Origin of the sequence: Paenibacillus sp. LC231, assembly GCF_001860525.1 — a bacterium.
Classification (GTDB): domain Bacteria; phylum Bacillota; class Bacilli; order Paenibacillales; family Paenibacillaceae; genus Paenibacillus_AQ.
The window spans coordinates 62,112-88,823 of record NZ_JFOM01000009.1; the positions used below are offsets into that span (position 1 = coordinate 62,112).

General features: G+C 49.3%; 20 protein-coding genes and 3 pseudogenes. 22 read left to right on the forward strand and 1 reads right to left on the reverse strand.

Annotation, left to right across the window (positions count from 1 at the left end; all coding sequences use genetic code 11):
• The first annotated feature begins 355 nt into the window (after positions 1 to 355).
• From AK95_RS05425 to AK95_RS05500, 16 genes are all read left to right on the forward strand, one after another.
• A complete protein-coding gene (locus tag AK95_RS05425; RefSeq protein WP_235613002.1) occupies positions 356 to 2,860 on the forward strand; it encodes a heparinase II/III domain-containing protein in 2,505 nt (834 codons plus the stop codon).
• Entirely contained in the window at positions 2,848 to 3,810 is a 963-nt protein-coding gene (locus tag AK95_RS05430) for an ABC transporter permease (protein WP_071218963.1), read from the forward strand. The genes AK95_RS05425 and AK95_RS05430 overlap by 13 nt, the downstream gene beginning before the upstream one ends.
• Positions 3,811 to 3,843: 33 nt before the next feature.
• Positions 3,844 to 4,719: a carbohydrate ABC transporter permease gene (locus tag AK95_RS05435; protein WP_071218964.1), complete on the forward strand. Its 876-nt coding sequence runs from the start codon at positions 3,844 to 3,846 to the stop codon at positions 4,717 to 4,719.
• An 88-nt stretch (positions 4,720 to 4,807) separates the two neighbouring features.
• On the forward strand, positions 4,808 to 6,403 hold the full coding sequence (locus tag AK95_RS05440) for an extracellular solute-binding protein (protein WP_071218965.1): 1,596 nt from the start codon (positions 4,808 to 4,810) through the stop codon (positions 6,401 to 6,403).
• 125 nt (positions 6,404 to 6,528) lie between these two features.
• Positions 6,529 to 8,232 carry a polysaccharide deacetylase family protein gene (locus AK95_RS05445; protein ID WP_071218966.1) on the forward strand — a complete coding sequence of 568 codons (1,704 nt, stop codon included), beginning with the start codon at positions 6,529 to 6,531 and terminating at the stop codon, positions 8,230 to 8,232.
• A gap of 23 nt (positions 8,233 to 8,255) precedes the next feature.
• Positions 8,256 to 9,494, forward strand: a complete 1,239-nt coding sequence (locus AK95_RS05450; RefSeq protein WP_162487529.1) for a DegT/DnrJ/EryC1/StrS family aminotransferase — start codon at positions 8,256 to 8,258, stop codon at positions 9,492 to 9,494.
• Complete coding sequence (locus AK95_RS05455) at positions 9,475 to 11,382, forward strand: NHL repeat-containing protein (protein ID WP_071218968.1); 1,908 nt, start codon at positions 9,475 to 9,477, stop codon at positions 11,380 to 11,382. Before AK95_RS05450 ends, AK95_RS05455 begins: the two co-directional genes overlap by 20 nt.
• Positions 11,369 to 12,397, forward strand: coding sequence for an alpha/beta hydrolase family protein (locus AK95_RS05460; RefSeq protein ID WP_071218969.1), 1,029 nt, complete (start codon positions 11,369 to 11,371; stop codon positions 12,395 to 12,397). Before AK95_RS05455 ends, AK95_RS05460 begins: the two co-directional genes overlap by 14 nt.
• A gap of 92 nt (positions 12,398 to 12,489) precedes the next feature.
• Positions 12,490 to 13,941, forward strand: a complete 1,452-nt coding sequence (locus AK95_RS05465) for an extracellular solute-binding protein (RefSeq protein WP_071218970.1) — start codon at positions 12,490 to 12,492, stop codon at positions 13,939 to 13,941.
• A gap of 408 nt (positions 13,942 to 14,349) precedes the next feature.
• On the forward strand, positions 14,350 to 15,027 hold the full coding sequence (locus AK95_RS05470) for a response regulator transcription factor (protein ID WP_071218971.1): 678 nt from the start codon (positions 14,350 to 14,352) through the stop codon (positions 15,025 to 15,027).
• Entirely contained in the window at positions 15,024 to 16,844 is a 1,821-nt protein-coding gene (locus AK95_RS05475; RefSeq protein ID WP_071218972.1) for a sensor histidine kinase, read from the forward strand. Before AK95_RS05470 ends, AK95_RS05475 begins: the two co-directional genes overlap by 4 nt.
• Positions 16,845 to 17,025: 181 nt before the next feature.
• The gene (locus AK95_RS05480) at positions 17,026 to 17,727 is read left to right on the forward strand and encodes an N-acetylmuramoyl-L-alanine amidase family protein (protein WP_071218973.1); all 702 of its coding nucleotides are present in this window, start codon (positions 17,026 to 17,028) and stop codon (positions 17,725 to 17,727) included.
• 10 nt (positions 17,728 to 17,737) lie between these two features.
• Complete coding sequence (locus AK95_RS05485) at positions 17,738 to 18,421, forward strand: GDSL-type esterase/lipase family protein (protein WP_071218974.1); 684 nt, start codon at positions 17,738 to 17,740, stop codon at positions 18,419 to 18,421.
• 35 nt (positions 18,422 to 18,456) lie between these two features.
• Complete coding sequence (locus AK95_RS05490) at positions 18,457 to 19,863, forward strand: MBOAT family O-acyltransferase (RefSeq protein ID WP_071218975.1); 1,407 nt, start codon at positions 18,457 to 18,459, stop codon at positions 19,861 to 19,863.
• Positions 19,864 to 19,875: 12 nt separating this feature from the next.
• A complete protein-coding gene (locus tag AK95_RS05495) occupies positions 19,876 to 21,015 on the forward strand; it encodes a DHHW family protein (RefSeq protein ID WP_071218976.1) in 1,140 nt (379 codons plus the stop codon).
• Positions 21,016 to 21,019: 4 nt separating this feature from the next.
• Complete coding sequence (locus AK95_RS05500; RefSeq protein ID WP_071218977.1) at positions 21,020 to 21,514, forward strand: DUF4358 domain-containing protein; 495 nt, start codon at positions 21,020 to 21,022, stop codon at positions 21,512 to 21,514.
• Between the two features lie 19 nt (positions 21,515 to 21,533).
• Here AK95_RS05500 and AK95_RS05505 read toward each other — a convergent pair whose 3' ends face one another.
• Positions 21,534 to 22,454, reverse strand: a complete 921-nt coding sequence (locus AK95_RS05505; RefSeq protein WP_071218978.1) for a helix-turn-helix transcriptional regulator — start codon at positions 22,452 to 22,454, stop codon at positions 21,534 to 21,536.
• Between the two features lie 98 nt (positions 22,455 to 22,552).
• On the opposite strand from AK95_RS05505, the gene AK95_RS05510 reads away from it, so the two are divergent.
• The 6 genes and pseudogenes from AK95_RS05510 to AK95_RS34035 form a co-directional block, all read left to right on the forward strand.
• A complete protein-coding gene (locus tag AK95_RS05510; protein WP_071218979.1) occupies positions 22,553 to 23,017 on the forward strand; it encodes a VOC family protein in 465 nt (154 codons plus the stop codon).
• Between the two features lie 78 nt (positions 23,018 to 23,095).
• Positions 23,096 to 23,665 carry a YdeI/OmpD-associated family protein gene (locus AK95_RS05515; protein WP_071218980.1) on the forward strand — a complete coding sequence of 190 codons (570 nt, stop codon included), beginning with the start codon at positions 23,096 to 23,098 and terminating at the stop codon, positions 23,663 to 23,665.
• A 191-nt stretch (positions 23,666 to 23,856) separates the two neighbouring features.
• Entirely contained in the window at positions 23,857 to 24,693 is an 837-nt protein-coding gene (locus AK95_RS05520; protein ID WP_071218981.1) for an isocitrate lyase/PEP mutase family protein, read from the forward strand.
• A gap of 374 nt (positions 24,694 to 25,067) precedes the next feature.
• A pseudogene (locus AK95_RS05530) lies at positions 25,068 to 25,888 on the forward strand (radical SAM protein); the annotation flags it as partial.
• 14 nt (positions 25,889 to 25,902) lie between these two features.
• Positions 25,903 to 26,079 (forward strand): annotated as a pseudogene (locus AK95_RS35110) (hypothetical protein); the annotation flags it as partial.
• A pseudogene (locus AK95_RS34035) lies at positions 26,072 to 26,564 on the forward strand (IS256 family transposase); the annotation flags it as partial. The pseudogenes AK95_RS35110 and AK95_RS34035, both read left to right, overlap by 8 nt.
• Positions 26,565 to 26,712 lie beyond the last annotated feature (148 nt).

A 26,712-nucleotide genomic window follows, 5' to 3' on the forward strand; every position in this document is an offset into this window, starting at 1 on the left:
TAGCTGTCGAGAGACAAGAACGAACCAAATACCATTCAAAAGTCGCTAAATTAGCGGCTTTTTGTTTTGTGAAACCAAGTCCTTGTCCTGAAAATGAGCTAAATAGAAAGAGATAACCATATTGGGATGAAAGGAAAAGCAGCGAATCTTGTGTAAAAATTTGAATTGACAGATCATTTAAAATACAAGTAATATACATGTATGTTAATGAGGGTCCGTAAGTAAGCAAGTTGCCGAGAAGGGTATGAACGGAGACTGATCTCCATTGGGCATTGTTTGCCATAAAATTATGACAGCGTTTTCTTGGTCGATTGTACAGGAAGAAACTCACTTATTAACGGAGGAGCTGAGATTGATGCTGCGGATGGAATTTATAAAGCCCTCGCTGCTGGAGACGGGGGAGGAGCACCGGCTGAGCTTCATGCTAGCGGAGCCCTGCGGGAGACTAGAACCCCAATTGGATTCAGCGTATAGAATTACCTGCAGCGATCCGGAGACACTTGGGGTGAACGGAAGTCTGATAACCGGGCTAAAGCCGGGCGAGACGGAGGTATCCGTATACTTCCAGGGCGATAGCCCATCAGCGTGCAGCTGGAAGGTGCGGGTACAGCCGGCAGGTATGGCTTCAGGCATGAAGCTGCATGACCATCCGAGAATATTGTTTTCGGAAGAAGAACTCAAGACATTTCGGGAACGGATTAAGCCGGGCGACGGCCGTTTTTTGAGGATCATCGATGCATCTCGGCTATGGGAGGAATATTTGGCAAAAGCGGACGCCTATGTGGAGGAAGAAAGCTTCGAAGTGCTGTATCCGTCCATATCGGAGCAGTGGAAGGTTGAGCTGCCTCTGACAGAGCCGAAGCGGGCGCCCGAACCGCAAGGCCATACCTTCTTCCCCTTCTGGACGATGTATGCCAGAGCGATTGAGGATCGGCTGGTCGTCATGTCCACGGCCTTCCTGGTGACGAATGAAAGAAAATATGCGGAGCGAGTGAAGGAGCATCTGATGTCCCTGACTTCCTTCGGCAAATGGTATGAGTTTGACGAGCGGGGTGCAGAAGGAAATCTGAGCAACGCTCACCTGCTGCTTGGCGTTTCGAGTGCCTATGATGCCATTCACCGTCTTCTAACGGAGGATGAGCGGCGATCCATTCGCCAAGCCATTCTGGAAAAAGGGCTGCAGCCGCTGGCCATCGATATCGGAAGCAGTGATATGCACAATATTGTCGCAGCCAAGCAGGTGGCGATGGTGTACGGTGCGGCGGCGATCATGGATGAGGTCGCGTTTGCCGCCAAATATTTAAACGCCGGACTTACTTATCTTCAGAGCTATCTGGAACGAAAACGGGTGTCCGGCGAAACAGAGGGGCTGCTGTACGACAATGTGGCAGCACGACATGCCTGGATGGCGGCGGATCTTTACCGGAGGATCAGCGGCGATGACAGCCTGGTTCAGGACCCGTATTTACGGGAAGAGCTTCCCGAGCGTTTTTTTCGGCTGATGGCGCCGGGGGAGGAGAGCTCGTTCCCGAATCTGTCGGATTCATTTTCCAAGCTCGATATCGCATACCTCATGGCCATGACAGCTACCCATTACGGCCATCCGGCAGCGGTGTGGTACTTGCAGAAGCATGCTGCGGCACATCACAATTCGCTTCTTTATTTGCGGAAAGAGACCTCCCCGAAGAGCCCGTCAGAGCTGTACGGCGCATGTGCTTCAGCGGTCTTCCGGAGCGTAGGCTGGGCCGCCCTGCGGTCAGGATGGGGGGATGAGGATCATCTGCTGTGCTTCACCTCAAGCAGCTCGGCGAAGGACCATAATCACAGAGACCAGAACAATCTGGTGATCAATGTCGGCGGAGAATGGCTGCTGACCAATCCTGGCTATCAGGATTATGTACCCGGTCCGAAGGCGGATTACACTACCGGCACGGTAGGACACAATTCGCTGCTCGTCAAGGGTCAGGGACAGCTCCACCTGGGAGGAGGCGATCTTCGGGAGGAACTGCTGCTACCGTCATTCGAGGCGGTTGTCGGGAACGCTACCGAAAGTTATGGGGGGCTGCTGAAAGGCTACCAGCGATCTGTCATACATATCGATTCGGCTTATTACGTCGTCGTGGATGATGTGGAGCTGCATCAGGATTCAGATGAGGCGGAACTGCTGTTTCATACGACCTCGGCGGTTCTGGATGGCGATGAGCCCAAGGCACCGGGCGAGAACCTGGAAAGCGACTCCGTTGTATTCCAGGGTGAGAAGGCCGCTCTGCAGCTCATGTTCCCTTTTCCCGAGGAGAAGATGCTTTCCCTCCGTGAATACCCAGGGGCGGAGAGCTACGGTCCTTATGTTGCTGTCGGGGGCGCGTCGGGAAAAAGACGGCGGTTTCTCACGCTGATCAACCCGCGATTCCAATATGGTGAAAGGCTGGAAATCCGTCAAAAGGAACAGAATGCCGGCAGCCTTACCTACGGTTTAACGGTGGAATGGCAGAACGGGACGGAGGATGTCTGGCTGTTCTGCGCTGACGCGGCTGAAGCACGCTACCGAGGCATTACTTTCCTGGGAGATACCGCCCGCATCTCCGGTGACGGCAAGCTTAATTTATGGAAGGCGGAGCGGCTGTCCGGTGGGGACATCGCTTTCGAGGCGGAACTGCCTCTAAGCATATACACCGATGCCCGCGATTCAACCTGCTTCGTGCATAATCCCCATCCGGTAGAAGTTCTCTTCAAGCTGAAGCTGATAACTGCCGGCGTGGAAGTCGAACAAACCACGCCACCCGGCTATTATGAATGTAATCTTATGAACATCGGCAGAGGTGGTCAGGCGGAAGGGAGAGAAGCTATGTGGAAACCGTGACTTCGAAAATCAATAAACCGGCTCCTGCCAAAAAGAGCGCATGGAAGCGAATCCGAACTCGAATGTGGAGGGACCGTTATTTGTACCTCTTGCTGCTGCCGGGCCTGCTCTATTTTATTGTGTACCGGTATCTGCCCATGCTGGGCATATCACTTGCCTTTAAAGAATACAGTCCGTTCCGGGGATTTGCGGAGAGTCCTTGGGTCGGATTCGCGAACTTTGCCCGTATTTTCGAAAGCTCCGAGGTGATCCAGGTTATCTGGAATACCCTGACCATTTCCTTTCTGCAAATCGCGTTCGCATTTCCGGCACCGATCTTTCTGGCCATCATGCTGAACGAGGTGACCAATCCGCTCTTGAAAAGAGGGCTGCAATCCATCGTTTACATGCCGCATTTTCTCTCCTGGGTCGTGGTGGTCGGCATCGTGACGATCTTTTTCCGAAATGAAGGACTGATCAACGATGTGCTCCGCGAGCTGTTCGGCCTGGAGCAGACGATTCCTTTTCTGACTGAACCCGATTATTTCCGTGCCTTTCTGGTGCTGGAGGTCATATGGAAGGAAGCCGGCTGGGGAACGATTATCTTCCTGGCGGCGCTCGCAGGCGTTAACCCGGCTCTGTACGAGGCGGCCGTCATGGACGGCGCAGGACGCTTCCGCCAAATCTGGCATATTACGCTGCCCGCCATCCGCAGCACGATCATTATCATGCTGATCATACGCCTCGGTGACGTGCTGGAGATCGGCTTCGAGCAGGTGTTCCTTCAGCTGAACGCCTTTAACATGCACATCGGCAATACGCTCGACACCTTTGTGTATTACAAGGGTATTCAACAGTCGGACTACAGCTTCTCTACCGCGGTCGGCGTATTCAAGGGACTGGTCGGTCTCGTGCTGGTCATGGCCGCCAACAGGCTGTCCAAGCGTTTTGGCGAGCAGGGCGTATATTAAGCGATTCGATTCTTTCAGAGAGGAGATCGACACATGAAGCAAAAATCCATCGCGGACCGTTTGTTTAACGGTGTGAATATCAGTCTGCTGCTTGTCATATCCGCGGTCATGCTATTTCCGTTTGTATATTTGTTCTCGGTTTCATTTTCCTCGTTCGAGGATTTTCTGGGCAGCAAGCTGCTGCTTTGGCCGTCCAAGTGGACGACCGACGCCTATGAATATATTTGGGCCTCCAGAACGTTCCGGCAGGCGCTGCTGAACACCTCGGTGGTTACCGTGCTTGGCACCATCGTCAATCTGTTTTTTACGGCGACGATGGCATACGCCTTGTCCCGTCCGATCGTCGGTCAGCGCACCGTTATGTTTATGGTCGTATTTGCGCTCCTGTTCTCGGCCGGCATGATTCCGACCTATCTGGTCGTGCAGGAAACAGGGCTGCTTGATTCCATCTGGTCACTAATTCTTCCGGTGGCCATTGCGCCCTTCAACCTGATTGTCATCCGCCAATTTTTCATGAACATCCCAAGCGACATGATCGAGGCAGGCATTGTGGATGGCGCGAATGACCTGCAGATTTTCGGGCGTATCATCCTGCCGCTCTCGAAGCCTGCACTGGCGGCATTCAGCCTGTTTTATGCAGTTACGCACTGGAACAACTATTTTGCGCCGATTCTGTACATCAATGATCCCTCCAAATGGACGATTCAGGTGGTGCTGAGACAGATAGTGGTGGTGGGGGAAACGACAGGCACGCTCGGGGGGGATAATATGTTCCTCGAAAATCCGCCTCCGCCCGAGACGATTCAGATGGCCGCCATTCTGATGGCGACGCTGCCGATCCTGATCGTGTATCCGTTCTTGCAGAAGCACTTCGCCAAGGGCGTCATGCTGGGCGCCGTCAAAGGTTGATGACTTCGCACGGCCGGACCATGGCGGCTGTCGAATGAATCATAGATGGAGGTCACACTCCGACATTGATATGAATGGGGGAAAGCTCATGTTAAAGAAACGCAGACTTACCGCAGTCATGGCGGCCTTGCTCTCTATCAGCCTGGCTGCATGCGGAGGCCAGCCGAAAGCGGAGGAGCAGCCGAAAGCCCCGGCTTCGGGAGATAAGAGCCCGGCGCAGGCGGATCCAAAGTTTTCGATTACCGCAATCGATTTCCGGTATGGCGATCCGCCGCCGACTTCAAGTCCCGGCATTGACATGATCAACGAGAAATTCAATGTGGACTACAAGCCTGTTTTTGTACCGAACACCGCTTTTGATGAAAAGATCAACGCTGTATTCGCATCAGGTCAGATTCCGGATATGATCGGCTTAATGTCGACCGACTTGAAAAACCGCTACAACAAGTTTGCGAAGCAGGGTGCGTTTTTGGACCTCGAGCCGTTCATCAACGATTATCCGACCTTGAGGGCCGTGCCCGATTACATATGGGACTCCATGCGAGTAAACGGCAAAATTTATGCGATTCCACAATATGCCCCGAAGTATCAGGTGGTACCGGTGATCCGCAAGGATTGGCTTGATAAGCTTGGCCTGAAACCACCGACCAATTATGAGGAGCTGAAGGAGGTAGCGCTGGCGTTTACGAACGGAGATCCGGACGGCAACAGCAAAAAGGACACGTACGGGATTGCCATCGGCCAGGATATTAATCCGAACTTTAACCAGGGACCCTATTGGGACCCGGATGCCTGGTACCATCAGGATGCGCAGGGCAACTACATCCCGGGCATAATCGGTGAAGGCCGCCGGGAGTTTGTTACGATGCTGTCCGAGCTTTACAAGCAGGGAGCCATGACGAAGGACTACGCGATCCTGAACTGGGGAGACACGAACAAGGAATTCTATTCCGGCAAGGCAGGCATCTTCATCGGAACGCCGCGGGGCATGTCGCAGGACTATATGAACGGGCTGCTGGCGATACATCCCGAAGCCGAGTTTATACACCTGGAGCCGTTCGAGGACCCATACGGAAACAAGGGACTGACGGCAGGAGCAGGGTATAACGGCCTTACCGTGCTGAGCGCTAAACTTGAGGATGAGCCGGAAAAGCTGAAGAAAGTGCTGGAAATGATCGATTTCGGCCGCAAATTCTATCCGCAGGATCAGAAGAATGAGAAGAACGCCGATTTTGACTGGTGGTCAGGCAAAGTCGGTTCAGGTTACGTTATGCAAGACGGCGTGCCTGTCTTCAACGAAAACTTCGGCAGAGACGGCCTGGGGCCATCAACGTATTATGTTGATAATTCATCCTGGGTACCGCAGGACTCGGACAACGTATATTCCATTACGTATCAGACCAAACAGCTGGTAGATCTTGTAGCAGCCATTGAAACGATGTACAAGGATATGAAGCTTTATATCAACCCGATCAATGGATTGGAGTCGCCGACGGACAACGAGAAAGGCGCAGAACTGAAAAAGTATGTCATGGATGAGCAGGTGAAAATGATTGCAGGCACCCGTCCCGTATCCGATTGGGATAAACTGGTTCAGGAGTACATGGACAAAGGCGGAGCCCAGATCGTCCAGGAATACAACGCGAATATAAAAGAGAAGGATCCTAAAGCACTTTTTAAGTGAGATTGGTTAAAGTGACGCTTTATAAATGATCTGTAGAACGGCGGGGCAAATCATTTTGCCCCTGTTCTGCATTGGATGACAGGCACCTATGCGAATGCGAGCAGGGGAAGGGGGAGAGATGTATCATGAGAAAGACAGCCAAAATCGGTTTATGGTTTAACAAGCGGTCGGCGGAGTATCTCTGGAGACACGGCCAGGACCTGTTTCAGCTTTATGTGGAGGAGGTGCTTGGGCATGCCGGCATTCCTTATGCAAGGTTTGATGATGCCGATACCCTTGAGTCCTATCATCCCGATATCATCGTCGTGCTGCACGCTGGAGAGAAGGAGGAGGATCTGAACCGACTGGAGCAGTGGGCCCGACAGGGAGCGACGCTCATCAGCTACGGTGGATTGAATCGTATGGCCGGCCGGCTGGGCTGTACCCGGTTTGCCATCCGGGATGCGGTGTATGGCGATCTGTCGGGGTTAAAATATGCGCAAGGCATTCCGGTTCTGAGGGCGGTAATCAGTGATCCGTGGATGGTATCGCAGACATCTGTCATGCCGGTTGAAGCAGACGGCGTTCTGCGCCGGCTACGGAAAGATGGTGCCGAGGCGTCCGCGGCCGTCATCAAGTTCCCGCTCGGCGGCGGACGGCTGATCCGCTGGAACGTGGACATTCCTGCGAACATTGTCATGCTGCAGCAGGGCGGAGGCCCGGTCGTGCAGGACGGCATACCTGCTCCGGACGGAACAGGAGCGGTGGACGAAGGCATTCTGAAGGCGGATGACCGGTGTGAGCTGGACTGGAATGAGGACCGCTCGGTGACAGAGACCGGGATGCCTTATTTTGATACGCCGTATGCAGACTGGTGGCGCGAGGTGATTGTCCGCCAGCTGATGGAGGAAGCGGATGCGCTTGGATTGTCTCTTCCGTTTCTGGATTATTGGCCGGAAGGCGTCCATCAGGTGGCCATGATTTCGCACGACAGCGACTTCAACGTTGAGGAGGCGGCCCGAACGACCTTGAGCGTGCTTCAGAATAACGGCGTCCGATCGACCTGGTGCATGATTGAGCCGGGTTACTCTCCTTCGTTGTACAAGGAAATTCGGGCAGCCGGGCATGAGCTGGCTTTTCACTTCAATGCTTTGGAGCAGGAGAATGGCATATGGAGCGCCGAAGAATTCACACGTCAACTGAACGTGATCCGGAGCACCAGCGGATCGCCAATCGTATCGAACAAGAACCACTATACCCGGTTTGAGGGCTGGGGAGAGCTCTATGAATGGTGCGAGTTGAACGGCATTGAAGCGGATCAGACCCGGGGGCCGAGCAAAAAAGGAAATGTCGGCTTTCCGTTCGGTACCTGCCACCCCTATTATCCTATCGCTCGTTCTCATGAGCGAAATCGGTTTTACCGGGTGCTGCAGATCGGCTTTCTGACCCAGGATCTGGAGCATCCTACACTTTCGGATGTGTCGGTGATTGCCCCGTTTCTCGAAAAGGTGGCGGAGGTCCGCGGCGTCGCTCACTTTCTGTTTCACCAGCAGCATATCCATAACCTGGAGCAGGTCCGGCACGCGCTTACGCTTGCCGTCGAAACCGCGAAGCGTCTTGGTTTTGTATTCTGGACGAGCGAGGAGATCACCCGCTGGGAGGAGGCCAGACGAGCTGCGGTACTGCGGGTCGGCGCAGACGGAATCCTGATCGCCGAGAATCTTCCGCAGGGAGCGGTATTGCGTCAGCCTTCTGATGCGGAGGCGGACCTGTCAGCTTCACGGATGGAAATTCGCTTTGGGCGCCCGTGTGCTGAAGCGGCGAGCAGCGTGAAAACAGCAGCTGAATAACGACGATGAGGAGGAATCAGATCGTGGAAATGTTAGCGATTCATGGCGGAGCGCCAGTCAAGACCGGTCCTTTTGGCACAGGTAAACGATTCGGGGACGAGGAGGCCGCGCAGCTGCTTGAGGCGCTGGAGCAAAACACGCTGTTTTATCATTTCGGCTCCAAGGTTAAACAGTTTTTGGCCGATTTCAATGCGATGTACGGCCGGGAATACAGTGTGGCGACATCCTCCGGCACCGCAGCCCTTCATGTCGCACTTGGTGCGGCGGGTGTCACCGTAGGGGATGAGGTCATAACAAGCCCGATTACGGACCAGGGAACGCTGATCGGCATTCTGTATCAGAATGCCATCCCGGTGTTTGCCGATCTGGAGCCGCACACTTACAATTTGGATCCGGCTTCGGTTGAGGCGCGCATCACACCGAGAACCAAAGCCATTATCGTCGTCCATCTCGCAGGATATCCATGCGATATGGATCCGATTATGAAGATCGCGAAGAAGCATGGCATCAAGGTTATCGAGGATTGCGCACAGGCCTATTTGACCCGGTACAAGGGCAGGCTGACCGGGACCATCGGAGATTACGGCTGTTTCAGCACGAATGATTTCAAGCATATTTCCACCGGGGACGGCGGTATGGTGCTGATCAATTCGGGAGCGCGCGAGGATTACGAAACCGCTCACGCCTTTGCGGACAAAAACTATCGCCGTCTAGGCACCACGGTTGACCGAGGAACGAGTTATATTGCACCGAATTACCGGATGACCGAGCTGCAGGGAGCCGTCGGAATCGCCCAGTTGAAGAAGCTGCCCTGGATATGCGAGCGGCGTCAGAAATACGGGGACCGGCTCAATGAAGGATTGCAAGGTATTAAGGGTGTCATTCCGCCGCAGGTTGACCCGGAGCATGACTGTACATACTGGTTCTACATGCTGCGGCTTGACCTGGATCAATTGACCTGCAGCCGCGAAGAGTTTTGCAGAGCGCTGGAGGCGGAGGGCATCCCGAACCGTGCCGGCTATATCCCACAGGTATGTTATTTGCAGCCGCTGTTCCAGAAGCGGCAGGCTTATCCGGGAAGCCATTTTCCGTTTGACGGCAGCAGCGTTTCCTATAAACCCGGCCTGTGTCCAGTAGCGGAGGAGATTCTGGTCACGGCGGTTCAGATTCCACTGAACGAATTCTACTCGCTGAAGGATATTGAGGATATTATTCACGCAGTTGCCAAGGTGGGTGCTTGTTATGCCAAAAGCGATGAGTAATACGGATAAAGCGGGCGGCGGTAAGATCCCGGCGAGGATGGGGGCTTTTGAGCGGATCGGCGTTCCCGCAGACGTGGATGAGAGCCGGTCAGCGGCGGTCTGTCGTAGAGACGACGGAGCCGAACGCATCGTAATCGCTGCCCGGGGATACGTGCTGATTGTGGATCCCGAGACGGGTAGCTGCAGCCAGCTTTATTTTCCGGGGGGTGAGAGCCAGTATCCGTTCGCGTCGGCCAGTGATCTCCGGGGGTGGTTCTATACGGGAGCAGGCCGCTATTTTTACATTGTAGATCCGTTCACTCCAGCATTTGTTGGACAGCACCGGGTTCCTGAAGGGGAAGAGGAAGCGGGATTTGCGTTTGCCGTTAAGGGGGATGGACGGGTTTACGCCACAACGTACCCGGGAAGCTATCTGGTTGAGCTCGACGCTTCGTCGGATTCATCTCGCACGTTATGCAGGCTGGATTCCGAGAGGAAGTATGCCATGACGCTAGCATGCGGAAGCGGCGGGAAGATCTATGCGGGACTAGGCACGACATCGTCGGCCATCGCCTGCTTCCATGAAGAAACCGGCGAGCTGGAGATATTGCTCGAGGGACCCCCGGATATGCCCGGCAGCGCTGCAGTTCTCCAGGGCTGCAACGGCTCTGTTTACGGCTGGCTGCCTTCAGGAGAGAATGGAGACGGACGATGGTACCGGCTGGGCGAGCACGGGGTGGAGCCAGTGCCGGCGGAGGAAGTCGGTCCATCCCTGTATAAGGGAGCAGGTTACAACAAGCTGCATCTGGACCTTGACGGCGGTCGAACGCTGCTGAAATGGCAGCTGTCCGACAGGCAGGTCGTCATCATGGAAGCGGACGGGAGCTTGAGCCGGATACCGCTTGCTTACAAGGGAGGGGGAACACCCCTCTCCCCGCTGTATGGAGGCCCGGACGGCATTTTGTACGGCACCTCGAACCACCCGCTTCATCTGTTTACTTATGATACCACAGCCGGACGTCTGACCGATTGGGGCGGCGATATTGTGGAGCGGGGAGGCGGCGGTAATATCGCCGCTTATGCGGCTCAAGGGAACATCATCGTGGGTGCGGCATATGCAGGCGGCATGGTCCATCTGTTGGATACGGCGAAAGATTGGAATACGGAAGAAGGACTCTGTCGGAATCCTAGGCTGATCTATGAAAATGCCGCTGTCCACAGGCCGAGATGCGCTGCCGCGCATCCGGACGGCCGTCATGTTCTGTATGGCGGATTTCCCGGTTATGGTGCCGCAGGCGGCGGGCTCGGCATCGTGGATGTGCAGGCCGGTCAGGTGGAGATGCTAGAGCACCAGGAAATTGTCAGCGGGCAGAGCACGATTTCGCTGGCGGTACTGCCGGACGGCAGGGTATTCGGGGGCACCAGCATTGAAACACCTGGCGGTGGGATAAGCAAGGCGGGGGAAGCGGCAATGTATGAGTTGAGTTGGCCTGACCGGAAAGTGATTCGGCGCTGGGTGCCGATCCAAGGAGCCAAAGAGATTGCTCAGCTGGCTCCCGGCGTGAAGGGTATCCTGTATGGACTGACCTCGGAATCGGTATTTTTCGTTTATGATGCTGACCTGAAACAAGTGGTTCACTGGAGCGATCTTTCTACATGGGGCCGTATTGTTCGGCAGGGGCTGCTCATGACCGAGCGGGAGGGCCGTCCATTCCTCTTGGGTCTGCTGAGCAGGGCTTTGTTCACCGTGAATCCTGTAAACATGGAGCCAGAGCTGCTGGACCGGCTTCCGGCTGAAGCTACCAGTGGGATCGCCTGCCTGAACGGAGACGTGTATTTCGGTTCCTTTGCTGAGCTGTGGCGGTATCGGCTGGAAGAGGAGGGTAATTCATTTTATGAATCGGTTTAATGGGAACATGATGCCGCTATTAGAGGGTATACATACCCTTGATGCTTGGATGGAGAAGGAGTCCAGACTGAGAGAGCGCTGGCTGCAGCTGCTGGGGGAGCCCCCGGGGCCGGTTGATTACAAGCCGAGTGCGGCCGCAAACAGTGGTGGCTTCCGGGTGGTATCAGAGCATGACGAGGAAGATCACACAAGACTTAAGATCGTTTACCATTCCCCGGAAGGGGATCCGATCCAAGCTTATCTTCTGCTTCCTCATGGAAAGCCAGTTGAGGGAGGTTATCCCGCTGTTCTGGCTCTTCATCCGACAACCGAGAACGGAAAAGACGATGTATGTCTGCCTTCCGGTCGGGAGAATCGGCGGTATGGCCTGGAGCTGGTTCAGCACGGATTTGCCGTGCTGGCACCGGACTCCATCACGTTCGGCGACCGGGTCTATGCAGGGGAAGCGCCATTTCAAACCGCACCGTTCTATCGGCAGCACCCCGCGTGGACTGCGGTTGGTAAAATGCTCTCCGACCACATCACGGCAGTCGATGTGTTGTCCTCGCTGCCGCAGGTAAACTCCCACCGGATCGGCGTCATCGGTCATTCGCTGGGCGGCTATAATGGCTGGTTTCTGGCCGGAATGGATAAACGCATCAAGGCTGTCGTCTCGAGCTGCGGGTTTACGATGTTCCGCGGTGATCCGGAGCCGAACCGCTGGGGGCAGCGGGAGTGGTTTTCCCATATCCCTTCCATAACGGACAGCCTGAGTAACGGCGATCTTCCATTCGAATGGCATGAAATCGCGGCGCTTGCGGCTCCGGTGCCGATGTTGATGTGGTGCGGGATGCGAGATCCGATTTTTCCGAACTGGCGTGAGATTGCATCGGGTCTTGGGGAACTGGATGGCTTGTATGATTTTCTTGGCGCTTCATCTGCTTTCGAATGCTGGATCGGTCATGAAGGGCATGACTTCCCGCCGGATATCCGCCAGCGTGCCTATGCTTTTCTTGAGAAGAAGCTTGCAGAGTAAAATATATACACGTTCTTTAAGCGGAGTACATGGAATCCTGATGTTCCTCATGATATACTGATTGTTATAGACATGTATAGGAGCGGTATATATTGTTACGTAGAAGAAATGAATTTCATGAGCGTTATGAACGCTTTGTCCAGGAATTGAGAAATGAAATCGTCTCAGGTGTTCTGCAGCCGGGTGAATTTATTTTGCCGGAAAATACGCTTAGCCAGAAGTATGAAATGAGCCGGGTATCGATCCGGAAGGCGCTGGATGAGCTGGTGAACGAAGGACTGATCGAGAAGATTGCGGGCAAGGGCAACCGTGTGAAGGAGCCGGATGAGGACAGAACGCCTGTCGTACTGAGACTCGCCTGGTTCTCTTCCTCCTATGAGATTCCGATTATCGAGAAAATGATCGAGGCGTTTGAGCGGAAGCATCCGTTCGTTCAGGTGGAAATGGTGCTGTACGCCGAGGACTTCTACACCGAAACCATCATTCGGTCCATTGATGACGGTCAGGGCCCCGATCTGTTTATTATGTCGGATCAGCATTTCCGGGAATGGACCGAAAGCGGGCGAACGAATCTGCTGACAGGATATGTTCCTCCTCGTCTCAGGGAGGAAGGGGTCAGCTATCCGCGGGTCTTCGAGCTGTTCAATCATGAAGGCGACATGCTTGCGGCGCCGTTCGTCTTCTCTCCGGTGGTCATCTGCTACAACCGTTCGATCTTCCGTCAGCACGGCCTGCCTTACCCTATCAGTCTTGGCGACTGGAAGGAGCTGCTGGCGGCGGCCAAAGCCTGCACATCGGCCCCGGACGAAGACGGAATGACCGATCATTACGGCTTCTGCTTCTCCTCGTCTCCGAACCGCTGGCCGGTCTTCCTGCTTCAAAATGGCGGCAGCATTATGGCTGCAGACCGCAGCTGGAGCACGATGGCGGATCAGCGGAATATCGAAGCTTTGGAGTTTTGCGTATCGCTTATGTACAAGGAACATGTGTCGCCGATCTTCTCCCATGGCAGCAGCCATTTGGCCGAGAGCCTCTTTATGAAGGAACGGGTTGCCATGATCATGTCCACCTATTACTTCATGAATGAATTCCGCGACCATTCCATCGACTGGGATGTAATGACCCTGCCGAACGGCACCAAGCCCGCAACGATGCTGCTTGGAGGGGGGCTGTCGATCAATGCTGCGAGCAGTCATCGGAGTATCGCCGAGAAACTCGTGGATTTTATGACAGGTGAGGAGGCGCAGACGCTGCTGAAGAAGCACGGCTGCACCATTCCGGCTTTGCGGTCGGTGGCCGAGGATGACCGTCTGCTGAATCCGGACATTCATCCGCAGCACTATAACCGTTTTCTGGAGGTGCTCCCTCACGCTTATCCGCTTCATACACTCAACCTGAGCCAATCTGAAATATTGACGCTGCTGGATGAACTGAATCTGCTGTGGGCCGGCATGGAAACCCCGGCGGATACCTGCACCCGAATCGAGCAGCTGTTCAACAGCCGCCTCGGCCTGACGGGCGCCGGTACGGGAATGGAGAAGTGAACGAAACTCTTATTCCGTCTCATTACGTCAGGTAGTTGAGCGGTAATTAAATGTATGAAGGAACTTCATGGCAGGATGCCGAAATTGTCAGATGATTCAGATGACAATGACATATGGATTTTGAAAGCCGCATAAATTGCGGCTTTTTTCAGTTGTAGTATTAGTTTTTTTCTAATTGAACGACAAGAGTTTAAGACGAAGCCTGTTACATAATCACTCCATATTGATCTTGTCTGCACCCGATCTTCATTTCTCTATTCTATGATTAGTCCCAAAATAGATTAGAGTTGTGTCTTAGATGACAACGTTTGTCTAGTATTTGAAAAAGTGTTACGATCCAACTGAAGTACACACTGGTGAGTTTGAGGGGCTCATGCTCATGCTCATATAAACTTGAGAGGTTGTCACATGCCTAAAACAATAATGATTGTAGAAGATGAGCATATTTTACGAGAAATCATAAAAGATTATTTGCTTGAAGAAGGTTATGAAGTGCTCGAAGCGGATGATGGCAGAAAAGCTTTGGCGCTATTCCAGGAACATGAGCTGGATCTGATCATTCTGGATATCATGCTCCCTGAATTGGACGGATGGTCCGTATGCAAACGCATCCGAAAAGCATCTAACGTTCCGATTATCATGCTGACGGCCCGTTCGGATGAGGATGATACCTTGATGGGTTTTGAACTGGGAGCCGACGACTACGTAACCAAACCATACAGCCCTCCAATCTTGCTGGCACGGGCGAAGCGGCTTTTGGAGAGCAGACAGACTCGGGAACAAGAAGACGATACACTATCCAGCAACGGTATTTCCATCCACTTTCCATCCCGAACGGTGGCGGTGGATGGGGAAAACTGCAGTTTGACGCATACGGAATTTGAAATTCTGGCTTATCTGATGAAAAACAAAGGAATTATTATAACCAGAGAACAGCTGATTACAAAAATTTGGGGGTATGATTTTGTCGGTGATGATCGCACGGTCAACAGTCATATCCGCAATCTGCGTTCCAAGCTGGGAGAGCACGCCAAGCATATTGTCACGATCGTTCGATCAGGTTACAAGTTCGAGGACAAGTTATGAAGCAAGGGATTGTTCTAAAGCTGTTTCTATTTACGACGGGATTATGCTTATTCATTCTTGCTGTTATCTTTACCTTGCAGACCGTATTTTTCAAACAGTATTATGTTCATCAGAAAGTGAAGGATGTGAGCACGGCGCTTCAGGTTTATGAACAAGACTACCTGAATCAAACAACGGACACGCAGGAGACGGCAAAGCTGGAGCAAGATTTTTATCAAAAGCATAACATCTGGGTTACGACGGTGGACACCCAAGGTAATTTAAAGTACACCGATGATTTCTTCATGGAAGTCAAGCTAAGACATTCGGATGAAACCATGTTTTCCAATAAAACGATGATCATTCCTCTGTATAGTGTGATCGACGTAGAGGACTTCAGCAGTGATAATCCCTTCCTCACGCCTTGGATTAAAGAAGGGGAAGAGATCGCCATGGAAGGTTTGATTATGAATGGCCAGCCGGTGATCCAGCGTATGGGAAGGGGCAATTCTAACCTAAGAGACGAAAGCAGGCTGGAAAATTCGCAGATGGTGAGAAAAGAGTACGAGGTCGTCACTCGATTTGAGAGTCCGAACCAATACTTTGAGAAATATCCCACATTTCTGGTCGAGGGAACCATTATGAAGGTCCAGTTACCGGAAGGCGCAGGGGTCTCGCTTTATACCAATCACTTGTTGCTGGACCGCATCAAGGCTTTCCAAGCGGATCTTTTATACGGCGACTGGAAGGATAGCAAGAACCCCAATCAGATCGTGGATTATAAAGAAAATGATGTGAATTACAAAATTTTCGTGAATCGTATCCAAGATCGCGACGGAAATCCCGCATATCTGTTCGCGATGGCGTCACTCCAGCCGGTTAATGAAGCCGCAGGGATGATCAAGGAATACTATGTGTACATCATTATTGCTACTCTGCTTCTCGTGGTGCTGGCATCGTTCTATTATTCTCGTCAGATCACTCGGCCGCTGCTGCGCATCAACCGTACCACACGGCAAATGGCAGACCTTGATTTTTCGGAGAAAATCCCCATTACAACGAAGGATGAAATCGGGGACTTATCACGCAACATTAATGAGCTCTCCGAGCGCCTGCACTCTCATATTCTTCGGCTTGAGCAGGATATCGAGAAAGAAAAGCAGCTGGAGAATACGAGAAAAGAATTTATATCCGGCGTATCCCACGAGCTGAAAACTCCGCTAAGCGTTATTCAGAGCTGTCTGGCCATTATGAAGGACGGGGTGGCAAGCCATAAAAGGGATTATTACTTTAAGGCGATGGAGGACGAGGTCAAAAGAATGGATCTGCTGATCGTGGATATGCTGGAATTGGCCAAGTACGAATCCGGAACGTATACCATGGACATGGATTCTTTTTATATCGACACCGTTATCGAGCGGGTATGCACAAAATTGGCTGCGGACATCGAAACAAAGCAGTTACATCTTGATATGTCACTGAAGCCAGTCGAAGTGCTGGCAAATGAGCGGCGAATGGAGCAGGTCGTTGTCAATTTCCTCAGCAACGCGATTCGCTATACACCGGAGCAGGAGTCCATTCTCGTCAGTATCTTGGAAGATGGGGACACCGTTAAAGTATGCATCGAAAATAAAGGAGTCCACATTCAAAGCGAACAGCTTGAGAAGATCTGGGACCGGTTTTATCGCGGCGAGCCTTCCCGAAAACGGTCGACTGGAGGGACCGGGCTGGGCCTTTCCATCTCCCAAAAGATTCTGGAAATGCATGGTGTCCGATATGGTGTAACTAACACTCCCAATGGTGTCCTATTCTATTTTCATTTGAATAAGAAAGCGTAGAACCCGGTTCTGCGCTTTTTTAATTGAAGAGTTGTTCTTGAAGGTCTCTTATGGACCTATCAGGAACAGCTCTTTTTGGTTTGCCGCCGCCAAAGCCTATTACTCTATGAAAGTTTGATATCATCTGCACCTTATCTTGATCTCTGGCTACTACACTTTTATCAGGAGGAGGAGAGAAGGTATGAGAAAAGGCAGCTCGATTATAATCACTCTTATGTCTGCGCTGGTGATCGTTCTGCTCTATCAACTTGTTTCCGGGGAAGGGACAGCAAGCGACCGCAAAGCCGGCATGGATGTCCGCTCGGATAAGATAAGAACGCTAGAATACCAGTCGGAAACGCCTTATAAGGTCGTGATTGATTCAGGACATGGCGGTAAGGATAACGGCGCAACGGGAGCCAGTGGTAGTTTTGAGAAGGATTTTACGCTGCAGGTAGCGCTTAAGGTAGAAGAACTGGCAAAACAAGAGCCAGGGATTGAGGTGGTTCTCACTCGATCAGAGGATCGCTTTATATCTTCGATTGACCGGGAACGGCCGGAAATCGCCAATCGACTGGGTGCGGATTTATTCATATCCATTCACGGAAATACGTACGAAGACGCTAGTGTTTCGGGTACAGAAACATACTATTATCATGAAGATTCCCAGTTCTTGGCGGAAATTATGCAAAAGCATATGGTTCAGACCAGCGGATTTCGGGACCGGGGAGTAAAAAAAGAGGATTTCTTTGTCTTGAAAGATTCGAACATGCCGGCGGCTCTAATCGAAATGGGTTATTTAACGAATCCGCAAGAAGAGAATGAGATGCTGACAGAAGATTACCAATACCGGATGGCAAGCTCCATTCTGGACGGAATTAACGAAGCTCTAAATTTAAATTAAAGAGAGGAACATGAACATGAAAAAAATAGTTGCAACCCTACTCCTTGGGAGTATTACACTTGCCTTGGCAGCATGCGGAATTGAATCCACAAGCTCGAGTCCGCAGCAACCGACCACTCCAAACCAAGGACAGGCAACGGAATCAAAAGGCTCCGTAGAAACCGAGTATCAAGCTCTTTTCCAGAACAGCGTTTTTATGGGGGATTCCATTACGGAGGGTTTATCTTTTCACGATGTGCTTAAAGAGGAGAATGTTCTGGCAGGCGCCGGAAAAACGGCGGAGTTTGCACGTCAAGATATGGCTGAGTTGACTAAGCGGGATCCGGAACAAATCTTTATCCACTTGGGATCGGATGACATTTTATGGCCAACGGATAACCCTAAAACCTATTCCATGAAAAACTATGCGAAGCTGATCGGTATGATCAAGGAAAAGCTTCCGCAAGCGAAAATAACCCTTTTATCGGTAACCCCGGTAACGGCGGAAGCGGAAGAACTGGAACCAAGATACAAAAATATCAATGATTATAACCAAGGCTTAAAAGAGTTGGCGGAGAAAGAGAACATTGGATATGTTGATTTGTCCTCGGTATTTTCAAACGGCTCAAATAATCTGTACGACTCGGACGGGATTCATTTTAAACCCGAGTTTTACACAAGAATGCTGGACCTGCTAAAAGCTCAAGTGGAATAACATGCAATGGATCAATCATTTTGGAGGTGTGAATATTGGTCTTTAGCAGCCTAATATTCCTGTTCCTCTTTCTGCCGGTCACCATTCTGATCTATTACGCATCTCCGATGAAATTTCGAAATGCTGTCCTACTAGTTGTCAGCCTGATTTTTTATGCATGGGGAGAGCCGTTATACATTTTCATCATGATTTTCTCCACGGTCTTCGATTATATCAACGGGCTGCTGATCGATAAGTATAGGCATCGGAAGCTGATGGCCAGATCGATTTTTATCGGCTCGATGATCGGCAGTCTGGGTATTCTCGGATTTTTCAAATATGCGGATTTTGTCGTGGACAACATCAATCTGTTGTTTCACATGGATATCCAAGCAGCCGATTTGCCGCTGCCTGTGGGCATATCTTTCTATACCTTTCAAACGATGTCTTATGTCGTTGACGTTTACTTGGATAAAGTATCGGTGCAGAAGAATTTCATCTCTTTTGGGGCATATGTGACCATGTTCCCGCAGCTTGTAGCGGGTCCCATCGTCAAATACGGCGATATTGCGGAACAGCTCGTTTTCCGAAAGGTGTCGCTGGACCGTTTTGGCGAAGGGGCGGAGCTGTTCATCAGGGGACTTGCCAAAAAAGTGCTGTTGGCCAATAATATCGGGTTATTGTGGGCGAGTGTTAAAGCAACGCCGATCGAGGAATTGAGCGTACTCTCCGCCTGGCTTGGCATTACCGCATTTACTCTGCAAATCTATTTTGATTTCAGTGGTTACTCTGACATGGCACGGGGACTAGGGAAAATGTTCGGATTTGATTTCATGGAAAATTTCCGATATCCCTACATCTCAAAAAGCGTAACCGAATTTTGGCGCAGATGGCATATTTCGCTCGGCAGCTGGTTTCGGGAGTACGTTTATATACCGCTTGGCGGTAATAGGTCAGGCTTTATGAAGCAGCTCCGGAATTTACTGGTCGTATGGTTTTTAACCGGATTATGGCATGGGGCCAGCTGGAACTTTATCGTGTGGGGCTTGTATTTCGGATTCTTTGTGATCATCGAGAAACGATTTCTTTTGCACAGTCTTGGACGTTTACCCGCTTTTGTCGGCCATGTTTACACGCTTCTGGTCGTTGTGATCGGCTGGGTATTGTTCGAAATGGAGCAACTGGCTTCCGCTTGGCGTTTCATCAGCGTGATGTTCGGTTTCGGCGGGCATGCTTTTGCGGATCAGCAGGCGCACTATGATTTGTCTACGAATGGTGTATTGTTTGTCGTGTTGGCAATCTGTGTTACTCCGCTTCCAGGAAAGATGTTATCCTGCATGAGGGAAAAATGGAGAATCGCCGGCGTGATTACCGTTCCGCTTATCTATTTTTTATTCATGATCCTGTCGACGTCTTATTTGGTCAATGAAACCTACAATCCGTTTTTATATTTTCGATTTTAAAAGGGGACAGCCATGGGATATTACAAAAATTTCAAAAGTAAATTGCTGGCTTTATTGCTGCTCCTATTTATTAGCGTAATCGCAGTTCTTCATCTTTTGGCGGTGGATCGTTCATTTTCGGAGTCGGAAAACCGGATGCTGAAGCAGCTGCCGCACTTCTCGCTGAAAGCATTGCTGTCAGGAGATTTCACTGCGGATTTCGAAAAATATGTGTCCGACCAATTTGTTTTCAGAGACTTTTGGATCGGGGCAAAAACCGATGCGGACCGGCTCTTGGGAAAAAAGGAGAGCAACGGAGTTTACCTAGGAGCAGACGGGTATCTGATTCAGGATGTCATTCCCCCGGCAGAAGAGGATGTGAGGGAGAAGCTCGAAGCCATTCATTCGTTTGACCAGGCCACGCCGGAAATGAATAAATATGTGATGCTGGTACCAACGGCAGCCGCTCTGTATAAAGACAAGCTCCCGAAATATGCGATCATCGGCGATCAAGAAGCATACTTGGAAAAAGTAAAGCAATGGCTGAATCCCAATATACGTTTCATCGATGTTTTTCCAGGTTTATATGCTGAGCGCGATCAACCTATATTTTATAAAACCGATCATCATTGGACGACTCAAGGCGCTTATGTCGGCTATCTGGAGCTTTGCAGGCAAATGGGGCTGATACCGCAGAATGACGAAGACTTTAATATCCAGCAAGTAACGGATGAATTTTTCGGTTCGCTTTATTCAAAAAGCGGGTTCAGACATGTAAGGCCCGATCGATTGGAGCTTTACTTGCCAAAGGACCAGGAGAATTACACCGTAACGTATGTCGATGAAGAGAAGACTGCGGATTCATTGTATGCGATGGAGCAGCTGCTCAGAAAGGATAAATATGCGGTGTTTCTTAACGGTAACCATGCACGAATCCATATTGAAACGGCTAATCCGAGCGGTAGAAAGCTCCTGGTGGTCAAAGATTCGTACGCTAACAGCCTGATTCCTTTCTTATTAAAGCATTTTAGCGAAATACATGTGATAGACCTTCGGTATTATGAAGAGGATTTAGCGTCGTTCGTGAACGAGCAGGGGATCCAGGACATGTTATTGCTTTATAATGCGAATACGTTTTTCGAGGACCCATCCATCAAAAATGTAACGGAGTGATCAAATGAGAAAACAATGGAGCGGGAAAAGAAGTTTTTACCCCGTTATGCTTGCATTATTCGTCGTGATTGGCGTATTGTCCGGTTGCGCAGGCAAGGATGACAAGACTTCAGAACAATTGTCTGCCACCGAAATCGGAAAAAGTATCGAACAGGCAGTGGGCCTAAAAGACATGAAAAAGCAGGATCTGAATAAGCTGCAGAAATTGTATAAGATGGATGCAGACAGCATGGATGATTTTATTCTATATACGTCTACATCGAATGTAAAAGCTGATGAATTGGCCGTTATCAAGCTGAAGGATGAGAGTCAGGCAGAAAGCGTCAAAAAGAATATGGAGCAACGAATCGAAGCGCAGAAAATGAAATTCAAGGACTATCGCCCCGATGAATATTTTCTGGTCGATAATCACGTGTTAAAGGCGAAGGGGCGATTTATTTTCTTCGCGGTTTCTAAAGACGCCGAATCAATGGAACGCACGTTTGACAGTGCTTTTTGAAAGAAGCCCAGCTCAAATCCTAATTTTCCAAATAAGAATATTTCTCCACCATTTTATATAAATAATTTCGAAACTCTTCCATGTATGATTTAGGTTCTACGATTTCCAGATTCGTGCCGAAACCTGCTAAAAATTGAAATCCAATAGGGTTCTGAGGAATATGGATGGTAGCCAGGAAATATTCAGAACTATAGCTTTCAATACTCTTTCGACCGTACCTTTCAATGAATTGATCTTTTATGCTTGGCGAAATCAATGCCTTTATAGCGACAAGTTGCGGTTGATAACGGGTTGTTTCTTGTTCTAATGCATAATCTCTCGGGTTAAAGGTTTCTTCATTCATATTGAGATTATCGATCCTGGATAATTTAAATGTTCTATAGCTCTGACGATGTAAACAGAATCCCTTCAGATACCAACTCGTCTCGCTGTAATGAAGCTGATACGGTTCGACGATTCGATTCGTTATCATGCCATTTTTATCTATATAATCAAATGAAATTATTTTTTTCACTGATATCGATTCCTGGCATGTCTTCAAGGTTTGAAGAACCTCGGACCGACCCTCCCAATCATAAAATGACAGTCGGACTGAACCTTTCAGTGACAATGGACTAACCATGGCTTCTATTTTTTTAATAGTCACTTCAACTTCTTCGCTAATTAGAATTTGTTCCAATCCGCCGAGCGCAGTCAATATATTCTCCAAGTCGGAGCTGCTTAAAAGACGTTTATCCACCTTGTATTCATCCAAAATACCGTATCCGCCATGAATTCCATGAACAGAATAGATGGGGATGTTGGATAAACTCAGTGTTTCCATATCGCGAAGAATCGTTCTTTTGGAAACGTTAAATAATTGTGCGAATTCTTTTGTTGAAACGATATCTTTTTTTAGCAACATCATGATAATCGATATTAATCTTTCAACCTTCTCCATAGCTGCCCCTCTTTTGGTACAAATTTTTAAATGGTGACATGCGTCTGTCACCACTAATAAATTATACTTCATTTATCAAAAGAAGGAGGTACAACTTTATGTCAGCTATTGCCTATTTGAACTTTGATGGAATCGCCGAAAAAGCGATTGAGTTTTATTCGGAGGCTCTCAATGCGGATGAGGTAAAAAAAGTGAAATTTAGGGATTTTCCGCAGGATCCAAATTATCCATTGCCAGAAAATGAATTAAATATGATCATGGAGTCTTCAATAGAATTTGCAGGCGGGAAACTCATGATGTCGGATATTTTGCCTTCCATGAAGGCGGTAACGGGTGAGTTGGTAAAAGGAAATAACGTGCTTATTAGTGTAGTCATGGATGATCAACAAACATTGGAAGAATACTTTAATCAATTGTCTGTTGGCGGACATGTTGTAATGCCGTTATCCAATACTCCTTGGTCTTCGTGCTTTGGAATGCTGGTTGATCAGTTCGGAGTTGCCTGGAAATTTAATAGCGACGCAGATAAGTTTCTTGATAGTGTCATTTCCAACAAACAGTAACTCATTCAAAACATGGCCTTCCAATGAAAGGCCATGTTTTAATATTTCCATTAGAAAGGAGGAGGAGAGGTTTTATCTATGGAAATTGAACATATGATTCCAGCAAAAACGAGAGAGGATTTAAGAATTTGGCTGCAGAACCATTGCAAGACCGAGAAGTTCTGCTGGGTTTTGGTTAGTATGACGCCAACCCCTCATATGTTGTTATATTTGGACGTCGTTGAGGAAGCCTTATGCTTTGGATGGATTGATGGAGTCAAAAAGAAAGTGTCCGAAACCGGGCTGGCCCAGAGACTGTCTCCTAGAAGCAAAAAAAGCTCATGGACCGAATTGAATAAAGAACGTGTCCGCCGCCTCGAAAAGTTGGGGTTCATTAGTGAGGAAGGCAGGAGGGTTCTTCCTGACATGGATCCCGGTTCTTTCAGAATAGACGGGGTCGTAGAACAAAGGCTAAAAGAGGAAAAGCAAGTATATGAGAATTTCATGGCATTTCCCGATCTTTATAAAAGAGTTCGGATCGACACGATACAAAGCTATAAGAATCAGCCGGAATTATTTAAGAGCAGATTAGACAAATTCATAACCAACACGAGAGAAAACAAGATGTACGGTCAATGGAACGATAATGGCCGTCTATTAGATTATTGATATTTCCTGGGTCGAAGGCCAACAATCGTATTCACTCCAATTTCTTATAGCTTTTGATTATTATTCTTGTAAGACTTTACCATATCCTTCTGAAGCGCAATGTGCATTCCATATTTCGATGTGTATCGAATAGTACTCGGTTTATACTATATACAAAAGTACACCAGAATGTGGATGGGGAGGGTTATGGTATGGACATGACAAAACAGATTGAACAGCTTGCCGTCTTTAAAAAGCTTCATTCCAATTTCTTTATTTTGCCCAATGCATGGGATGCTGCGAGCGCGAAGACTTTTGAGAAGTGCGGATTCAAGGCCATTGGCACGACAAGTGCAGGTATTGCGGTTTCTCATGGGTATGCGGATCGGAATATGCCCTTTGACAGGATGCTGGATACGGTACGCAGGATTGTGCAAACCGTGGATATTCCGGTTACCGTGGACATGGAAGACGGGTATGGACAAACACCTGATGAAGTCGCAGAGTCGGTTAAGCTGGTGATCAAGGCGGGCGCGACGGGAATTAACATTGAAGACAGCAGAAGGGACCGACAAGCGCCGCTGCTTGATATTCCGGTCCAGCAAAAAAAAATAGCCGTCATCCGGGAGCTGGGGAGCGCCATGGCTTACCCTCTCTTTATCAATGCCCGGATCGATTCTTATTGGATCAAGTCTATGCCGCCTGCAGGGAGGCTTGAAGAGACGATCAAGCGGGCTCATGCCTACCAGGAAGCCGGGGCAGATTGCATTTTTGTCCCAGGAATCCAGGAAATCTCCGACATCCAAACACTGCGCCATGAAATAAGCTGTCCGATAAATGTATTGGCCGGGCCGGGAATGCCTTCCGCAAATGAACTTGTAGCACTAGGGATTCAGCGCATCAGCACCGGCTCAGGACCTTTTCGCGCCGCACTATCGCTGCTGCATCGCATGGGCCAAGAAATTCTGGAGAAGGGAACTTTTGAGCATATGACTTCGAGAGTCCTTTCTTACGATGATTTATCCAATACTGATAGGAATGGAGAATGAAGTCAAAAGATGAGTGCGCTCTCCTTACGCATACAGGTATGAAGCTTGATGAAATTGCACGCGATACCGGATTTGAGTATGACACTTACTTTATTAAGCAATTTCAAGCTGATAAGCGGGCAGGATATATATCTATATCCAACTCTGAAATTGTAGATGTAAACGTGAACCTGTCATGTAAATCGATGTTTGACAAGGTTCACAAAATAACAAATCAGATACCGGAACTTTATCCTTCTATGCATATGTACAGTTCGCGACTTGTTTATTGTTAGTCTCTTATTTTTGTATAGGTATAGTTAGGTTAATGTACGCAAAAAAGCACCGGTAAGCTGGTGCTTTTTTGCGTTTTCTCCGTTTAAAGGGAGATAGAAATGAAGCATTTATCTAAGTATGAAAAAATACGGAAGATCTCATCGGCTCTAAAACAGCCGAATTATAGATATTCGCAAATAACAGAGGCAATCTTCAAGAACAAGATCGGAAATTTCGAAGCAATGAACAACTTGTCTAAGCCATTAAGAAATGAATTAATCAAAGAGCTTGGAAACAATGTGTTAAGCATCACACCAAACATGGAGCAGAAATCCAACCAAGTTAGCAAAATTCTGTTTGCTATCCCAGGCGATGAATACATTGAATCCGTAAGGTTAAGTTATAAAACGGGCTGGGAATCCTATTGTATCTCTTCGCAGTGCGGTTGCGGATTTGGTTGTACATTTTGCGCTACGGGAACACTCGGTTTGAAGAGGAATCTCACGACGGATGAAATAACGGATCAACTGCTTTACTTTATTTTGAATAACCATCCCTTGGACAGCGTGTCCTTTATGGGGATGGGAGAGGCACTTGCAAACCCATATGTATTTGATGCATTGCATATGCTGACAGATCCAAAACTTTTCGGTTTAGGACATCGCAGAATTACGGTTTCCACAATTGGTATATTAGCTGGAGTAAAAAAGTTGACGAAGGAGTTTCCACAGATTAATTTAACGTTCTCGCTTCATTCACCATTTCATGATCAGAGAAGCGAGTTAATGCCAATTAACAATCATTTTCCACTTGAAGAAGTTATGGGGAACATTTATATCATGTTAATCTAATCCCTTACAATTCCACCGATGCCACACCAAACAGTTTTGTAGAGTCGGATCAGAACAGCATCAATATGTTCCTTAGAATCTTGAAGTCAATAAACAATTACAGGAATATGTCCAAGGCGAATACCTCTATATACCAGCTAGAAATAATGAATTTAAAGTCTGGGGAGAGCTGTCGGGCGCACGTAAAGAGATTAACAACAGAAATGATGCTATTCTGGATGCGTATTTATCGGGCGCTTCAGTCGAGGAACTCTCAGAATTATACTTAAGAAAAGCATGAGATCAAAGCCAAGATGACGCCAAACAGCCGAAATGGCAAGAGCAAGAAGACGGTGGTCAGCGAATACGGAGAGCAGGAAATTGCGGTTCCACGGGATCGGATGGATGAGTTCGTTGTGCAGAAGACCAGAAGAATGTAACCGGCATCGAGGGTCAGATCATCGCCCTGTATGCCAAAGGTGTCAGCACACGAGAGATTCAAGACCATCTGCAAAACCTGTACGGCATCGAAGTCTCGCCCACGCTTATTTCCAATGTTACCAACAAAATCGTGCCTCTTATTAAGGAATGGCAGAATGGCCGCTCCAAGGCGTGTACGCCGTCGTTTACATGGATGCGCTTCACTTCAAAATGAAGCAGGACGGGGCCATTGTAAACAAAGCGGTCTACATGGTTATCGGTATCGATCTGGACGGAAACAAGGATGTGCTTGGCATGTGGATCGGGGAGAATGAATCCAGTAAGTTCTGGTTATGCGTCCTAAACGCCAAATCCCCCTCGGGAGATGACTTGGAAATAAGTTTACACAGAAATCTTGACAGACCCTTGCAGTGACTAATCAATGTGGCAATTCAATAAAAAGCATATTAAAAGACCAACCTATCATTGAACTGCACCTCCAATGTTAGATGGT

Excerpts from the sequence above, each read along its gene's own strand:
- AK95_RS05425 (WP_235613002.1), top strand. The coding sequence starts at position 356 with ATGCTGCGGATGGAATTTATAAAGCCCTCGCTGCTGGAGACGGGGGAG.
- AK95_RS05435 (WP_071218964.1), top strand. The coding sequence starts at position 3,844 with ATGAAGCAAAAATCCATCGCGGACCGTTTGTTTAACGGTGTGAATATC.
- AK95_RS05440 (WP_071218965.1), top strand. The coding sequence starts at position 4,808 with ATGTTAAAGAAACGCAGACTTACCGCAGTCATGGCGGCCTTGCTCTCT.
- AK95_RS05445 (WP_071218966.1), top strand. The coding sequence starts at position 6,529 with ATGAGAAAGACAGCCAAAATCGGTTTATGGTTTAACAAGCGGTCGGCG.
- AK95_RS05455 (WP_071218968.1), top strand. The coding sequence starts at position 9,475 with ATGCCAAAAGCGATGAGTAATACGGATAAAGCGGGCGGCGGTAAGATC.
- AK95_RS05460 (WP_071218969.1), top strand. The coding sequence starts at position 11,369 with ATGAATCGGTTTAATGGGAACATGATGCCGCTATTAGAGGGTATACAT.
- AK95_RS05470 (WP_071218971.1), top strand. The coding sequence starts at position 14,350 with ATGCCTAAAACAATAATGATTGTAGAAGATGAGCATATTTTACGAGAA.
- AK95_RS05475 (WP_071218972.1), top strand. The coding sequence starts at position 15,024 with ATGAAGCAAGGGATTGTTCTAAAGCTGTTTCTATTTACGACGGGATTA.
- AK95_RS05480 (WP_071218973.1), top strand. The coding sequence starts at position 17,026 with ATGAGAAAAGGCAGCTCGATTATAATCACTCTTATGTCTGCGCTGGTG.
- AK95_RS05485 (WP_071218974.1), top strand. The coding sequence starts at position 17,738 with ATGAACATGAAAAAAATAGTTGCAACCCTACTCCTTGGGAGTATTACA.
- AK95_RS05495 (WP_071218976.1), top strand. The coding sequence starts at position 19,876 with ATGGGATATTACAAAAATTTCAAAAGTAAATTGCTGGCTTTATTGCTG.
- AK95_RS05500 (WP_071218977.1), top strand. The coding sequence starts at position 21,020 with ATGAGAAAACAATGGAGCGGGAAAAGAAGTTTTTACCCCGTTATGCTT.
- AK95_RS05505 (WP_071218978.1), bottom strand. The coding sequence starts at position 22,454 with ATGGAGAAGGTTGAAAGATTAATATCGATTATCATGATGTTGCTAAAA.
- AK95_RS05510 (WP_071218979.1), top strand. The coding sequence starts at position 22,553 with ATGTCAGCTATTGCCTATTTGAACTTTGATGGAATCGCCGAAAAAGCG.
- AK95_RS05515 (WP_071218980.1), top strand. The coding sequence starts at position 23,096 with ATGGAAATTGAACATATGATTCCAGCAAAAACGAGAGAGGATTTAAGA.
- AK95_RS05520 (WP_071218981.1), top strand. The coding sequence starts at position 23,857 with ATGGACATGACAAAACAGATTGAACAGCTTGCCGTCTTTAAAAAGCTT.